Annotated in this window: 12 protein-coding genes; 10 read left to right on the forward strand and 2 right to left on the reverse strand. The window is 42.0% G+C overall.

Going from position 1 to position 14,340, the window contains the following annotated elements; translation table 11 throughout:
* Positions 1-36: 36 nt before the first annotated feature.
* Both DSM106972_RS24655 and DSM106972_RS24660 read right to left on the reverse strand, forming a co-directional pair.
* Positions 37-1,947, reverse strand: coding sequence for a sensor histidine kinase (locus DSM106972_RS24655; protein ID WP_127083185.1), 1,911 nt, complete (start codon positions 1,945-1,947; stop codon positions 37-39).
* Positions 1,948-1,950: 3 nt separating this feature from the next.
* Positions 1,951-2,661, reverse strand: coding sequence for a response regulator transcription factor (locus tag DSM106972_RS24660; RefSeq protein ID WP_127083186.1), 711 nt, complete (start codon positions 2,659-2,661; stop codon positions 1,951-1,953).
* A 13-nt stretch (positions 2,662-2,674) separates the two neighbouring features.
* Between DSM106972_RS24660 and DSM106972_RS53790 the strand changes: the two genes are divergently transcribed.
* The 10 genes from DSM106972_RS53790 (at position 2,675) to DSM106972_RS24710 (ending at position 14,339) form a co-directional block, all read left to right on the forward strand.
* Complete coding sequence (locus DSM106972_RS53790) at positions 2,675-2,812, forward strand: hypothetical protein (RefSeq protein ID WP_186538757.1); 138 nt, start codon at positions 2,675-2,677, stop codon at positions 2,810-2,812.
* A gap of 328 nt (positions 2,813-3,140) precedes the next feature.
* Complete coding sequence (locus tag DSM106972_RS24665) at positions 3,141-3,401, forward strand: hypothetical protein (protein ID WP_127083187.1); 261 nt, start codon at positions 3,141-3,143, stop codon at positions 3,399-3,401.
* 864 nt (positions 3,402-4,265) lie between these two features.
* Positions 4,266-8,771, forward strand: coding sequence for a two-partner secretion domain-containing protein (locus DSM106972_RS24675; protein ID WP_127083189.1), 4,506 nt, complete (start codon positions 4,266-4,268; stop codon positions 8,769-8,771).
* 222 nt (positions 8,772-8,993) lie between these two features.
* A complete protein-coding gene (locus tag DSM106972_RS24680) occupies positions 8,994-9,263 on the forward strand; it encodes a hypothetical protein (protein WP_127083190.1) in 270 nt (89 codons plus the stop codon).
* Positions 9,264-9,302: 39 nt separating this feature from the next.
* Positions 9,303-9,506 carry a hypothetical protein gene (locus DSM106972_RS24685; protein ID WP_127083191.1) on the forward strand — a complete coding sequence of 68 codons (204 nt, stop codon included), beginning with the start codon at positions 9,303-9,305 and terminating at the stop codon, positions 9,504-9,506.
* A gap of 135 nt (positions 9,507-9,641) precedes the next feature.
* Positions 9,642-10,259 (forward strand): NHLP leader peptide family RiPP precursor, encoded by a 618-nt coding sequence (locus DSM106972_RS24690; protein WP_127083192.1) that lies wholly within the window; start codon positions 9,642-9,644, stop codon positions 10,257-10,259.
* A 63-nt stretch (positions 10,260-10,322) separates the two neighbouring features.
* The gene (locus DSM106972_RS24695) at positions 10,323-11,303 is read left to right on the forward strand and encodes a GNAT family N-acetyltransferase (protein WP_127083193.1); all 981 of its coding nucleotides are present in this window, start codon (positions 10,323-10,325) and stop codon (positions 11,301-11,303) included.
* A gap of 310 nt (positions 11,304-11,613) precedes the next feature.
* Positions 11,614-11,892 carry a hypothetical protein gene (locus tag DSM106972_RS24700; RefSeq protein WP_127083194.1) on the forward strand — a complete coding sequence of 93 codons (279 nt, stop codon included), beginning with the start codon at positions 11,614-11,616 and terminating at the stop codon, positions 11,890-11,892.
* A gap of 98 nt (positions 11,893-11,990) precedes the next feature.
* The gene (locus tag DSM106972_RS24705; protein ID WP_127083195.1) at positions 11,991-12,458 is read left to right on the forward strand and encodes a Nif11-like leader peptide family natural product precursor; all 468 of its coding nucleotides are present in this window, start codon (positions 11,991-11,993) and stop codon (positions 12,456-12,458) included.
* A 441-nt stretch (positions 12,459-12,899) separates the two neighbouring features.
* On the forward strand, positions 12,900-14,339 hold the full coding sequence (locus tag DSM106972_RS24710) for an NHLP bacteriocin system secretion protein (protein ID WP_127083196.1): 1,440 nt from the start codon (positions 12,900-12,902) through the stop codon (positions 14,337-14,339).
* The last annotated feature ends 1 nt before the right edge of the window (position 14,340 follow it).

Genomic DNA, 14,340 nt, shown 5'->3' on the forward strand with positions numbered 1-14,340 from the left:
TTGCTAAAAAACACGGATGTCACGGAAATAGAAACTCTAAAATCTAAAATTTTTCGTCGGTATCCAAGTAAGTTCGCATATTGTACCGCGAGAAGAAATTGATTCGCGTCTAAATTCTCCACCTAATTTTTTGGCAACTGCTTGACAATGTCTCGTACCTTTATTTTCCAGCTTCGATTTAATTCCACAACCGTTGTCTTTAACCGACAGTTTATATTTACTTTCAGCATACATACCTGATGCTTGAACGCGCTTTGCTCCTTGGGCATGTTTACCAATATTGCACAAAGCTTCTTCTAAAAATAAACAAATTCCGCGTTTATCTTCCATACTTACATATTTATCATCAATTGGTTCAAAATTGCGAACTTTGACTTTTAAGGTTTTAAAATTCTCAAAACTATCACGTTCTAACGTGCTTGAATAAACTTCGTATAGTAAATCATGAAGTGGTCGGCTTAATTCAAGTATCAATCCACTTCCTAAACGTAAAGTTTCTTCCTCGGTTAATGCTTGGAGCTTGAGTAAATCTCCAAGTTCTCGAATTTCTTTATCAAGTTTTTCAAATTGTGCAAGCAGTTGTTCATATGGAATATCTTTAGAGCGCATGTGTTTCAATCCGTAACCAAGGGTTTGCAATGGTCCGTTATGAATTACATGAAAAGTGTTTTGAATTGTGTTTTGACGTTCGTTAATTTGCGAACGCAAAAATTTATCGTGTTGGTAAAATGCAAAAGCACTCAGCCCAACTCCATTTACAGCTAATACAAGTAAACTCGGCGCCACAGGAATCCATATACCCCACTGCCACAGCATTATATACCCGCAGCTAAACAAACAAACGCCAGCAACACCAACACTTAATACATTTCTCCTAACAGATTGGGTAAGTCGTCCGATAATAATAGGAAGAAAACCCCAAATAACTATCCATGTGTATTCTTCTATATCTCCCCAACTACCCAGCATTGGGCGCCCATCAATTACAGTACTAATGATTTGACTAATTACGTGAGCATGATAATCAACTCCATAAATTACGCCTTTTAATTCTAATGTATGTACACCATTTGTATAAAAAATATCCCCAGCACTCATATTTCGGTTGCCAATTAACACAAGGCGCCCACGCAATAATTTTTGATTAACCTCGTCGTTTTTATCGTTTAAAATATTGCGTAGCGATACAACATGGAAAGGTTGAGAATTGTTACGGAAATTCATCAAAATATACAATCCGTCATTCTTAACATTAACGTATCCACCAAAATTTTTGGTAATACGGGGTAATTCGACCTGATTAATCATTATTGTGTTCGGGTCATTTTTACCTGCACCACCATTAATTCCTTTAGCATCTAAATACGTGCTAACTAATCGTAGTGCTAGAGAATATTTATCTTCTTTTTCATTTTTAGGATTAGCAGGATTAGTTGTATATAACAAATAACGTCGATTTTTGATATCATTATCATGAACTAAATCACCAAATCCAACTTGTTCGGGTGGTAAATTGCGATGTGGTGGAATTTCTCCGGGTCGTAATACTTTTTCAATACCAATAATATTAGTATTTTTCTGAAACACCCGTGCGAGTTGTTCTGCACCAGGTTCAACAGGAACATTTTTAAAAATATCTAGCCCAATAGCTAGCGGTTGATAGGTTTCTAGCTTGGTAAGTAACTCTGCTATTTTCTCATCTGGAACCGGGTACTGTCCAACCCATTGAATATCCTTTTCATCGATTCCTACAATTACGATACGTTCATCAAGTTTTTCTTGTGGACGTAGACGTAACATAGTATCAAAGAACATCCATTCTAAAGGTTGAAGTCCTCCAGTCATACGTATCAATACCACCACAATCAGTACTATAATACCTGGAGGGGCAGCAAGCGACCACAACCCAAATTCCTTGCGAATGCGATTCCAGATTTTGTTTCTCATCTGCTAATCAATTAGACCTTCTTCACGGGAACGAACTTCGGTTTGAATTCGCATATTCTTACCATATTGCTTACAATCTTCAGGATACACCCCTAAAACATCCTGAATCTTTGTCCAGTAATTGCGTACTGCCCGTTCTGATTTATACATCCTTTCAGCGATTGCTTTATCTGTTAAACTTTCTTCAAAAGCTAACCGCAATACGTCCAACCATTCGGGTTTCAGTTCAATCCCTGTTTTGATATCTTTTGTGTGGGTGGCGCCATTAAGTGCTAAATTAGCTCGCATCAGCATATCCGCTTCGGGTAATCCTTTGTCGGCAATTGCAAACCCACCTTGATGATTGTCTATTTCGTGTTTAATTCGGATTAATGCCTTCACATAACTTGTTTGTACCATAAAATTTTGATTGGGGTACTGTTTGAGCAAAGTTTGCAGCAGCTTAATTCCTGTATCAATTTCTGCCGTCTCCCCTAGCTCGTTAGGAATAGATAAATCCATCACAATTAGTTCAAACTGCTGAGATTGCAGTAGAGAAAGTACCTCATTCGCTATCTGAGCTTTAAAAATATCAGCTTCAGGGTATGTACTACTTAATACATCTAGAGTACCAGTCAAAATTAATTGATGGTCATCGACTACAAGAATACGCAGTTTTTTTTCCACTGGTAAATACCCATAAACTTGGTGTTCTTCTGAGCTTACCGTTATCATATTTTAACCTCTATTGACTAAAATTAAAATTTTCTTAAGCTTTATTCCAAATCCTCCTTTCAACTCTAATAGATTAATGGTGCGTGAAATTTTCGGCGCCGATTATCGCGATTGTAAGTGCCATTCAACTGTAGCGTGCGTGGCGCCATGAAAAAAATCAACGTAGTGATAAGACTTATAGCGTCACGCACCGAAGGAATTGTTTAAGAATTATTAACCACATTCGTTGAAGTCTGTCCTTATTCTAACTGGAGATCAAATTTTAATCTATGCAGAAAAGTGCAAATCTAATATAGGCGCCAGTCGGACGCTATCAAGCAAAAATACAGTTTCATGCACATTGGCAAGCATAAAAGTCACTTACTAATCAAATTGTTATTGCCTACTATAAATATCAGCAAGCAAAAGAGTTAGCAAACAAGCGCTCACTTTGCATTTCTAAATTTTCCAAAACACTCGATTAATTAAAGGATAAAATCATGTCTATCAAAAAGAAAATGTTTCTGCCCCTTGGTGCAATGATTCTTGGTAGTTCTGTTATGTTTGGATTTGTAAATCAAGCTTCAGCCTCAAGAGGGTGCAAATATATGGAAGTAACAGCCAACAATGTTAACAACAGATATCAGACTATATCATTCCAACCTCATGTAGATATAAATAACAACAATGCTACCCATCTAAAATTCGGTTCTAGAACAATTTTTATTCCTGACAAAGTGAATTCTACAAACGACAATTAATCTCCTGAATATTTACTTAATATTTCACGATATGTAATAGCTTCATTTTGCAACTAAGAAATTGACTATGAACAATAGTACTCCTAGGCTAGCAATGAATGGAGAGCCTGTGAACGGAGATGTTAAACTTGCTAATTTGGAAGCACTTCTGACCCAGATTAACAAGCGGTAGCTTTAGCTTATATTAACATTTTCAAAATAATACAAGACAAGTAAATCAACACCTCCAATAATCAACATCAAAATTAGGTACAAAATTGTGTCAAAACAAATTCTGGGTTTGAAGCCAACAAAGAGCGTTATAATACCCGTCGCACTCATAGTTATTCTACTCTTTATGCTATTCCGTTTTCTGAGCAGAAAATTTCGCCATTAGTGGTGCATCATCATGTTCAAAAACTCTTACTGTTGTCAACTACTTCTAAACAATCTATCAAAAGCAAATTAGCTTTAATTTTTGCGGGTACAACATTAGCTGTAAGTGTTGCTTTACCTGCTAGCGCAGATAACAGCACCCCGCAGTCCCAGCGCTATGAGTCGGAACAAGTACAACCTCGGGTTATAGGGCCTCGTAGACCCTATAGCACGCTTTGATAAATAGACTCAATTATTAAGCGCTTAATTTGAAGTTTACCTGATTGTGAATTATTGCAGCAGTAAGTAATTGTTTCGGCAGTTGCTCGCTGCTGGTTGTTTATGTATAAAATAGACTGACACTGAAATGGTTGCGAGCATGGTTTAAATTTTTGGCGCCAAACCTGATACTCCGTGCGTTGCTGTCTATTAATGATAATGTGGACGTATTACAAAAAATATTCACATTAGTAGTTCACTGGATTTTATTTTATCCAAGGCAGATTATTTATGAGCCAAGTACATCAGCCTGAAAAACTCAGTATTAAAATTATTTGTTATTTATCTTTAATATTCGCTGCATTTGCCTTTGTTTCACCCGTTCAAGGACAAATCACACCCGATAACACGCTCGAACAAGAAGCTCCTCGACTCAATCAAAATCAGATAATTAACGGCGCCCTAGGTGACAAAATTGAGGGTGGTGCAACACGTGGCAGCAATCTTTTTCATAGTTTTAGCGAGTTTAATATTAAAGATGGGCAACGGGTGTATTTTGTCAATCCCACTGGAGTAGAAAATATATTGACGCGCGTAACAGGTAAAAATGCATCAAATATTTTCGGTACTTTGGGAGTGCTTGGTACATCAAATTTGTTTTTGATTAATCCCAATGGAATTTTATTTGGGTTTAATGCTCAGTTAGATATTCAAGGTTCCTTTTCGGCAAGCACTGCAAATAATGTCAAATTTACTGACGGCAACGAATTCAGTGCCACCACTCCCCAAGCACCACCACAGTTGAGTATCAACGTCCCCCTCGGATTACAAACTGGTTCGATCCCAGCGGGTAGTGTGCTTACCAATCGTGGCAACCTCATTACTGGACAAGACTTGAGCCTGGGCGCCGATCAACTCGACCTGCAAGGACAATTGGTAGCTGGTGGAGATTTGAGGTTAGCAGCCAATACGGTGATAGCGCGAGACAGCATAAACATCCCGTTTGTGGCATCGGCAGGCAGAAATTTACTGGTACAGGGGAATCAGGGAGTTGATATTGCTGCACTAAGTCACCCCAATAGCGGGTTATTTGCAGGTGGGAATTTAGTACTGCGCTCTGATGGTACGGTGGGGAGTGATGCTCATTTTCGGAGCGGTGGCAGTTTTAGAACTGAACGGTTAAATGGTAGTTTGGGCAATTTATCCAGTTCTCGTGGCTCAATTATTCTTACCAATGGTGATGTTGCCTTGGGGGATTATATAGGGGCATCGCTGCACATTTTGGCAGGTGGGAGTGTTAGTCTGGGCAATGTCACTATTAAAGAAACTGGGGATACTGGTGCTACGATTAACCCCAGCAATACAACGAAGTTTAATAGCAGCAAGACCTATGCTGATCTGGCAAACTTTAACTTGATGGAATATAAAGCTACGCCGAATAGCGATGGTAGCGTTAGAAGTGTTGATCCAGTTGCGGCGCCTGTCGCGATTAATGGTAGTACTCAAGCCACATTGGATGTCCGAGTTGGGATAGATTGGGCAAAGTTAGGAGGGCTCCCTACCAATCCATTGCTTCGGGGAACCGTCACACCCTCAAGGGCAGATATCACTATAAATGGCATACCTGCACTTGAGTTTGGCAATCCGATAAGGAAGGGCATTCAAATTGATCAACCAGCGGGATTGGTGCTGTTGACCAACCAGTTCATTCCCAACACCTTGCCAGGGAGGATATCGATTCGAGGAAATGTGGATGCCAGTCTAAATGTTCCAGGAACCAACGGAGGCGATATTCGGGTGTATGGGCGGGGGGATATTGCGATCATTGGTTCCAGCGGTTTTAGTAATACCCGTCTCGACTCTGGTGCAGGTGGTACTGGCAATGGGGGGTCTATTTCCCTCTCCAGCAACTCCGGTAATATCTCCCTAACCAAATCGAGCTTGGACTCGTTCTCGTTCACGGACAATGCGAGTAATGGGGGGTCTATTTCCCTCTCCAGCAACTCCGGGAATATCTCCCTAACCGACTCAGGCTTAGGCTCCAACTCCCGTTCATTCTCGTTCTCGGACTCAAGCAGTGCAGGTAATGCGGGGGCAATATCCTTCGTGACCAACTCCGGCGATATTTCCCTAACTAACACGCGGTTGATCTTAGAGTCGCGCGCGTACACAGGCAACTCAGGCAATGGAGGGGCGCTGTCTTTCGCCACTAACTCCGGCAACATTTTACTAACCAACTCACGAACAACCGCGTTTTCGTCCTCATTATCGGGTAAAGGGGGAAACGGGGGTGCGATTTCTTTCGCCACAAACTCCGGCAATATCTCCCTTCTCTCGTCCTCGGATTTGGACTCACACACGGATTCAGGGTATAAAAGTAATGGGGGGCACGGAGGGCCGATTTATTTTACCACCAACTCTGGCAATATTACCATCTCTTCCTCGTCCTCGTCCTCGTCCTCAAACTCGAACTTAGGTACTGCGGGGAATGGAGGCGCAATTTCCATCGTTACCCACTCCGGCAACATCTTCTTAGAAAAAAACACGTCCTTTTCCTCATCTTTTTCCTCAAACTCAGTATCGAGTTTGGGCACTGCGGCGAATGGTGGGGAGATTTCTGTTGTTGCCGACTCAGGCAATATATTTCTAGACAACGCGCGCTTGTCCTCATACTCGTACTCAGGTTCAGACAATTCAGGGAACGGAGGAGCGATTCGTTTAAGTGCTAAAAGTGGAATAATTTTCGGCGATTCTACCTTGCTCGATTCGTTTTCCGTTTCCGAGGGAGGAGCGTCAAGGGATGGCGGAATCGTGACCCTGGAAGCGGGTAAGGGCATATCTGGATTTACTATTAACACAGTTGCGTCTGGTAGCAAATCTGGGGAGGTGCAGATCAACGGCTTTGGCAACCTGCTCATTAACCAGACGAGTATTCTGACGGCTCAACAGGTAGAAGTATGTCTGTTTCCTCCTTGTTCTGACCCTAGCAACCCAACTAAAAAAATCAATTTAAATGACAGAGGTCAAGCTGGAAATGTAACGTTAAATAGCATCGGTAATCTCACCTTCAGCAATAGCCGTATTGAAAGCGATACCCGTGGAGGGAATCCAGCTGGAAATATTATATTCAGAGCGAATCAGGGTATTAGCATTGCAGACAACAGCACCATCTCCGCCAGAACTAGTAGCGGTGGAAAAGCGGGGAATATCACCTTCCTTGCGCCAACGCTGGTTGTTGCTGGAGACGCGCGAGTCTTAGCCGAAACTGCCAGTACTGGTGATAGTGGCAGCATTTTTGTGAATGCACCTACCTCTGTAGACCTTATAAGGCAGGATAATTTGTCTCCTGTGCTTTCCGTCGAAACCAGTGGGGCAGGGAAAGCAGGCAATATTACCATCAACACTCTTAGCCTAAGCCTTTCAGAGCAGGCGCGCATTACTGCCACTGCTACCGCAAACGCAACCAATCCCCAAGGTGGTGGCAGTATTACCCTCAACGCATCCAACTTAAATTTGGCAGGTATCGTTGGTATTTTTGCCGAAACCAAAGGAGAGGCGCCGGCTGGCACTTTACGACTTAATCCCTACAACAATCAACCCGATTTAGATATTGCATTAACTCCCAACTCAAAGATTTCGGCATCCACCTCTGGTAGCGGTAAAGGGGGTGACTTAATTGTAACGGCGCCTCAATCAATCACCATTGCTGGTTCTGGAAAATTAGCTGTGGAAACTAGCAACATCGGTAATGCCGGAAATATGAATTTTACTACCCAACAACTGACCTTGAAAGACGGAGTGGAAATTTCAGCCTCCACATCAGGCATCGGAAAAGCTGGAGAAATTGGCATTAATGCAGAGAAGTTTACCCTGAGTGGAGGGGCAAAAGTCGCAACGAATACCTCTAGTAGTGGTTCAGCAGGCAACCTCACCGTCCAGGTAAACGATCAACTTTTCCTGACTGGACGAGGTACAGGACTATTTGCCACCACAACTGACAACTCTACTGGTATCGGTGGTAACATCATTATTGATCCTAGACTGGTGCAAATTGAAGACGGCGCCACTATTGCAGTAGATAGTCGGGGTAGTGGCATCGGCGGCAATATATCACTGCAAGCGAGTCGGTTAGTATTAAATCAACAAGGTTCCATCACCGCTAAAACTGCTAGTACTACTGGCGGAAACATTTCGTTGAATGTCAAAGACCTAACTTTGTTGCGGCGCAACAGCCTAATTTCAGCTACTGCTGGAACGGATAAGGCAGGGGGTAATGGCGGCAACATTAACTTTGATGGCAAGTTCATTATTGCTCTCGAAAACGAAGATAGCGACATTAGCGCTGATGCCTTCAGTGGAACTGGTGGAAACATCCAAATTAACTCGCAAGGTATCTTCGGTATCGAGTCACGTCCAAAACCAACTGAGAAAAGTGATATTACTGCCAGTTCAGAATTAGGCATTTCCGGTACAATAAATCTTAATCAACCCGATAACAGTTCTATTCAAAACAGCTTTACCGAGTTATCGCCAAACGTGATTGATACTAATGCACTTATTGCCAATAGCTGCATTGCACGCGGCGCCAAGCGAGAAGAAAACACTTTTACAATTACAGGCTCAGGCGCCTTACGCAATAGCCCAGGAGACGTATTAATTTCTACTTATACAACTGGTGATGTACGTAATGTTGAACCAACATCGCGTCCTTGGAAAAAAGGCGACCCAATAGTGGAGCCACAAGGATTATATCGATTACCATCAGGGCAATTGCTGTTAAGTAGAGCTTGTAATTAGAAACTCGACCGACATCACCACTTTACTGGAATGCAGTTTTCTGCAATCAAGCAATCATTTTCGTGCATTCTTCAGGTGTTAAAACCGCACGCAAATATACATAAAAAGTGAATGTATAAGATTTGAATTAAAAATAGTATTGATATTAAGAAAAAACGAAATAGCTAACAAAAAAGCTAATTCTGCATTTTCCCAAAACTCTATTTTTAAAAGAGAAAAATTATGTCTAATAATTCTAATCAATCGATAAAAAGCAAATTTGCTCTAATTTTCGTTTCAACAATTTTTGCTGTAACCACTACCGTACCTGCTGGCGCAGCGAACCGTACAAGTGATTGGACTTGCTTACACAAATATACTGACCAACAACTGGGGCGTGTCATTATTTGGTGGGGACACAAACGCGAGGATGCTGCTTGGGCGTGTAATAGCTGGCTGCCTCAATGTGCTAATAGTTATTGTCGAGCCATTAATACAATCACTGGGCGGTAGATTTAGCTTTTAAATTTTTTATTTTAACTGAGAATAACCATGTATTTACAAATAGCTATTCCACCTCAAGTCTCTGGTAGTAAAGAAAATAATATTCCTGTGAATCCAATTGCCGGATATTTAATTGTATTAGCACCTTTGATATTTTTATTAACAATTATTGCTTATCGTAAATGTAAAATTGCTATTTTTAGACTAAGTGTTGAAAAGCTAGAACGGATTTGGCTGTTAACTACAAAATAAGCAATGCAGTTTTATGCACGTTTATGAGCATAAAAGTCACTGATACAAACGATATTAATTAGCTATTGTACTAAATAGGTAGAAAGTCCAATAACGAAATTTACCTCAAACAAACAATTAATTAGGAGACATTCCATGACAACGATTGCAAATATTGAAAAAGTTCAAGAAGTTCTAGCTCTAGCTTGGATTGATGAATCACTGAAAAATAAGCTGCTGAACAATCCCAAGTCTATTTTTGTTGAATACGGGCTGGAATTTCCCAGTTTCGTGGAGGTGCAAGTGCATGAAAATACATCTAATTTGATCAACTACGTATTGCCACAAGCAAATGAAATACCCGAAGGAATAGATATAGAGGAGATTGAACCATTAGCAGGACAAGTGATCAAGCTAGCATTAACCAATGAAACCTTCAAAACTCTACTATTGAGCGAGCCAAAGTCTGCTATCGCAGAAGCAACAAGTCTGACATTACCGACATCATTGGAGATTCGAGTTTACGAAGACACACCCACGGTTAAACATCTGGTTTTGCCTGTCAATCCTGCCAGTGAGGAGTTGAGCGATCTTGAATTGGAAGCGATTGCAGGAGGAGGGGCTAAACCTTTTGGAGTTGAATCAGCTCCCTCAGAGACATTAAGGCCATACACAGCTCCGCAACCTGTTTTTAAGGTTTCAGCTATTGATAGACAACAGGGGGCATTTGTCAAGCAATCGCAGCAAGAAAGAGGGCTGAGAATTAACCTATAAGGCACAGCAGATTTCAGCAGCACCACCCACCTTTTGTAAAGGGTATTAAGAAGCCATCCTAAAATGTACACATTCAATTGCCTTGATAATGCGTTTACTGCGATCTCGTATCAGCCATTCACGTTTCCGCTTTACCGATGGCGCCTGCAAGAATTAAAACTGGCGCCCTCGACTGTGGCGATCGCTGCTTCTGATGCTGCCAATCAACCGATTGGTTTAGCTCTAGCAGAGATTCGCCCATCGGGGCAATCGGCGGAAGTACTTTCCATTTTTGTGCAACCAACTCACCGTCAACAAGGAGTAGGCGCCGCACTTTTGGAGAGGTTGACAGCAGAATTAAGTTTGCGTGGTTGCTCCAGCGCGCATTTTATTTATACGACGGGACAACCAACCACAAAAGCTCTGGAACGTTTGTTGCAAAAGGGTAACTGGACATTGCCCCAACCTCGGATGTTGGTCTGTCGGTCTAGTACTGAAATCATCGCCAATGCCCCCTGGATGCGGCGGCAAACCCTACCTTCGGTTTATGAAATTTTCCCTTGGCAGGATATTACAACCGCCGAGTGTCTTGCAATTCAACAAACGCAGGCATCGTCTCCCTGGATTCCCAGAGATTTGTATCCATTTCAACCAGAAAAAAACTTAGAGCCGTTGAATAGCTTGGGTTTACGTTATCAGGGACAAGTTGTGGGCTGGATGATTACCCATCGTCTGGCGCCAGACACCATTCGATATTCCTACGGTTTTATCCGGCAGGATTTGCAAAAAATGGGGCGGTTGATTTCTCTGATTGCCAATGCGATTCAGCTTCAAATCGATGCTGAAAATATTCCGAATGGGATTTGGGTAGTTTCTTGCTCGCGCGCTCCCATGCTTCAGTTTGTGAGAAAACATATGGCGCCATATTTAACCTCAATTGAGGAGACCAGGGGTTGCTTCAAATCTCTGATCAACGATGCGAGCCAACCAACTACATCAGTTCAAATTGCTGATCGTGAAACGTTAATTATAGAAAAACCCACCGCCTGCGTCACCTACTCATGAATTAATTATGCAGTTTTCTGCAATCAGGCAATCACATTCATGCATTATCCAGGTATTAATACTGCACACAAACAAGCAGAAAAGGTAGATGTATAGCATTTTCATAAAGAATAGTATTGGTATTAAGAAAGAGCAAAGGAGTAACAAACAAGCGCTCACCTTGCATTTCCCAAAAACTCTATAGTATTGATTTGCCAAAATCAGATTTGTGTCAATGATTAATTCCTAAAAAGTTGTCTATGAAGACAAAATTGTCCAAATTACAATGCTACTAAAAACTTACAAACTTAGACTCAAAAAAGGAAATCAGATGTTTAATCAACGTTTTTTGGCTGTCTTTTTCGCTGTAACAACTGTAACGACAACTATTGCTGTTAATGTTTCTCCATCATATGGTGGTGTGTTTAGTCTATTTCGTAAAATTCAACCCTGTGCAAAAAAAGTAGGAGGTAATGTTAAAAAAGTTCCTCAAAGAAATACATACGGAGAAGATGCAATTAATGCTGGAAAAACTGGTTACCAGATTTACGATGGCGTTAAAAAAAATGAGTCTTCCAATAATTCGCGGGAAGAACAAAGAAGAAGATAAGGCTATAGTCAGTAGCTTGCCTTCTGTATCCTACTGACTGATTTTATTCGCAATATTTTTTCAGTTCAAACAAAAACTTATCCATCAAGGAAAAATCCATGTCAATCGAAAATGTCAATCAATTTTATCAAGTTGTATCACAAGACCCAGAACTACAACTACAGTTTCAATTTGCAACCGATGAGGAAAACCTGGTAAATATGGCGGTAGAACTGGGGCAACAACATGGCTACAGTTTCACAAAAGAAGAAGTGATTCAAGCGATTGCCCTCGCCCAACCCTTTACGGAAACCACGGGCATGGTCGAACTTGCTGATGAGCAGTTGGAAGCAGTAGCAGGTGGATTTTGGTGGGCAGGCGTACCAGTATTTGGTCTGCTTGGAATTAGCGCTTTACAAATAGTCCAATTAGCAACAGGTCAAGAGAAGTCACCAGGGGCTAGTCGAGCTGCCCCCAGTGGGTTTGGACTAAATCCAAAGCCTGAATCGAATCCGCCTATTACACTTGGAGAGCCGATTACACTTCCAGGGGTACCATCTAATCGTACCTTCACAATAGGTTATTAAACTGGATTGGCGCTGCTGACTCATACTATAATTCTGTAGGATTTTGAGTCGTAGGGTGCGTTAGTTAGCCCACATCTTGGTGACTCATGAATCCTAGTTTATGGCAATAAAATCTCTGTGAACTCTCGTGATCTCTATGATAGGATGTATAAATTTTTTCACCACAGAGACGCAGAGGGCACAGAGGAAATAAAAGTTTTTATCCCAATGTTTTATCCACTCCTGAGCAGGCTAGTACCGTGCGGCGTAAATACGCCTACCATTTTCAAAGGCTGCAAACTGGGATTTCTTCAAGACTTCTAATGGTAGGTTTATTTCCGCCATGCTGTACTAGGTGCGTTAGTGCAGCAAAATGCAATCTCCTTCAATGATTAATGCGTTACGGTCTTCGCAACCTTCTCATTCCCCAATTTCCTATCACATTCCTTAACAGGCGCCCCTATGTTTACGCAAAAGCATAATTTATTCCGTAAAGAAGCATTAGAGAGAATTTCATCGCCTGAGCGACTCGATCAAATTATGCAAGTTGTCAGCTTCCAGAAATGGATTCCGCTGGCAGCGTTCGGTACAATAATCGCCGCAGGGGTAGCCTGGAGCGTGGTGGGTCGAATTCCAGTGACAGTCTCAGGACAGGGTGTATTGATTTTCCCTAGTAAAGTGATGCCGTTCCAAAGTCCGGGGGCAGGGCGCCTTCTTACCTTGAATGTTCGCGTTGGTGATATGGTCAAAAAAGGACAGGTAATTGCGATGCTCGACCAGGCGGAACTGCAAAAGAGACTGCAACAGTCGCAGGCTAAACTTGGGCAACTTCTTTTGCAGTATAACAATGCTAACACTTTGCAACAGCAACGAATTGGGTTAGATCAAGTTGCACTACAACAGCAGCGAGCTACACTCTCAAACAGTTTGCAAACTCGGCGCTCAGTAAGTCCCTTGTTGCGCGATAAGGGTTTAGAATCTATTCGCAGCGACCGCCAAAACCTTCAGCAACGTTTGCAAACCACCCGTGAACTGCTACCGACGCTCAAACAGCGATTCGAGATTCGCCAGCAGTTATTAAAAGAAGGTGCAATTTCTGGGGATTCGGTGCTGCAAGCACGGCAAGAGTTTATTGATGCACAAACCAAAGTCAATGATGTTCAATCTCAACTCAAACAACTGGATGTCAAAGAAGCGGATGCACAACGGCAATTTCTAGAAAATCTCAACTCCATCCAAGAGATTCAGGCTCAGTTAAAAGAACTGGATACCAAAAAAGCCAGCCAAGCACAACAAGATTTAGATGCTGTAACCAATCGTAAAAAAGAGATACAGGAAACGCAACGAGAAATCGCTCAACTTGAACTGCAACTCAAAAACACTAGCCAAATTACTAGTAATTATACCGGACGGGTAATTGAACTCTCAACAACCCCCGGACAACTAATTGCTCAAGGAAACGCGCTTGGATCGATTGAGGCGCAAGAGCGTTCTGGCAAACTAATGAGTGTTACCTTTTTTGCCCCTGGCGAAGGCAAAAAGCTGAAACCCGGCATGAAACTCCAAATAACGCCCACTACTGTTAAGCGAGAAGAATTTGGGGGTATTGTCGGTACTGTCAGCAATATCTCCGCCTTTCCGGTCACACAAGAAGGCGCCGTCAGTTTAGTCGGTAGTGCCGAAGTGGTCAAAGGGTTGCTATCTCAAGGTCCACAACTTCAGGCATTTGCCACACTTCAGCCTGATACTTCCACTTTCAGTGGTTGGAAGTGGTCATCCTCTAAAGGTCCTCGCCAGAAAATTACCTCTGGCACCCCAACGACGGTGCGCGTCACTGTGGAAGAACGGGCGCCAATTTCGTTTGTATTTCCCATCCTCAAATCTTGGACGGGGGTTTACTAAT

The organism is Dulcicalothrix desertica PCC 7102, from assembly GCF_003991905.1.
GTDB classification, from domain to species: domain Bacteria; phylum Cyanobacteriota; class Cyanobacteriia; order Cyanobacteriales; family Nostocaceae; genus Dulcicalothrix; species Dulcicalothrix desertica.

Coding starts and splice junctions, on each gene's coding strand:
- DSM106972_RS24655 (WP_127083185.1), bottom strand. CDS start 1,947: ATGAGAAACAAAATCTGGAATCGCATTCGCAAGGAATTTGGGTTGTGG.
- DSM106972_RS24660 (WP_127083186.1), bottom strand. CDS start 2,661: ATGATAACGGTAAGCTCAGAAGAACACCAAGTTTATGGGTATTTACCA.
- DSM106972_RS24665 (WP_127083187.1), top strand. CDS start 3,141: ATGTCTATCAAAAAGAAAATGTTTCTGCCCCTTGGTGCAATGATTCTT.
- DSM106972_RS24675 (WP_127083189.1), top strand. CDS start 4,266: ATGAGCCAAGTACATCAGCCTGAAAAACTCAGTATTAAAATTATTTGT.
- DSM106972_RS24680 (WP_127083190.1), top strand. CDS start 8,994: ATGTCTAATAATTCTAATCAATCGATAAAAAGCAAATTTGCTCTAATT.
- DSM106972_RS24685 (WP_127083191.1), top strand. CDS start 9,303: ATGTATTTACAAATAGCTATTCCACCTCAAGTCTCTGGTAGTAAAGAA.
- DSM106972_RS24690 (WP_127083192.1), top strand. CDS start 9,642: ATGACAACGATTGCAAATATTGAAAAAGTTCAAGAAGTTCTAGCTCTA.
- DSM106972_RS24695 (WP_127083193.1), top strand. CDS start 10,323: ATGTACACATTCAATTGCCTTGATAATGCGTTTACTGCGATCTCGTAT.
- DSM106972_RS24700 (WP_127083194.1), top strand. CDS start 11,614: ATGTTTAATCAACGTTTTTTGGCTGTCTTTTTCGCTGTAACAACTGTA.
- DSM106972_RS24705 (WP_127083195.1), top strand. CDS start 11,991: ATGTCAATCGAAAATGTCAATCAATTTTATCAAGTTGTATCACAAGAC.
- DSM106972_RS24710 (WP_127083196.1), top strand. CDS start 12,900: ATGTTTACGCAAAAGCATAATTTATTCCGTAAAGAAGCATTAGAGAGA.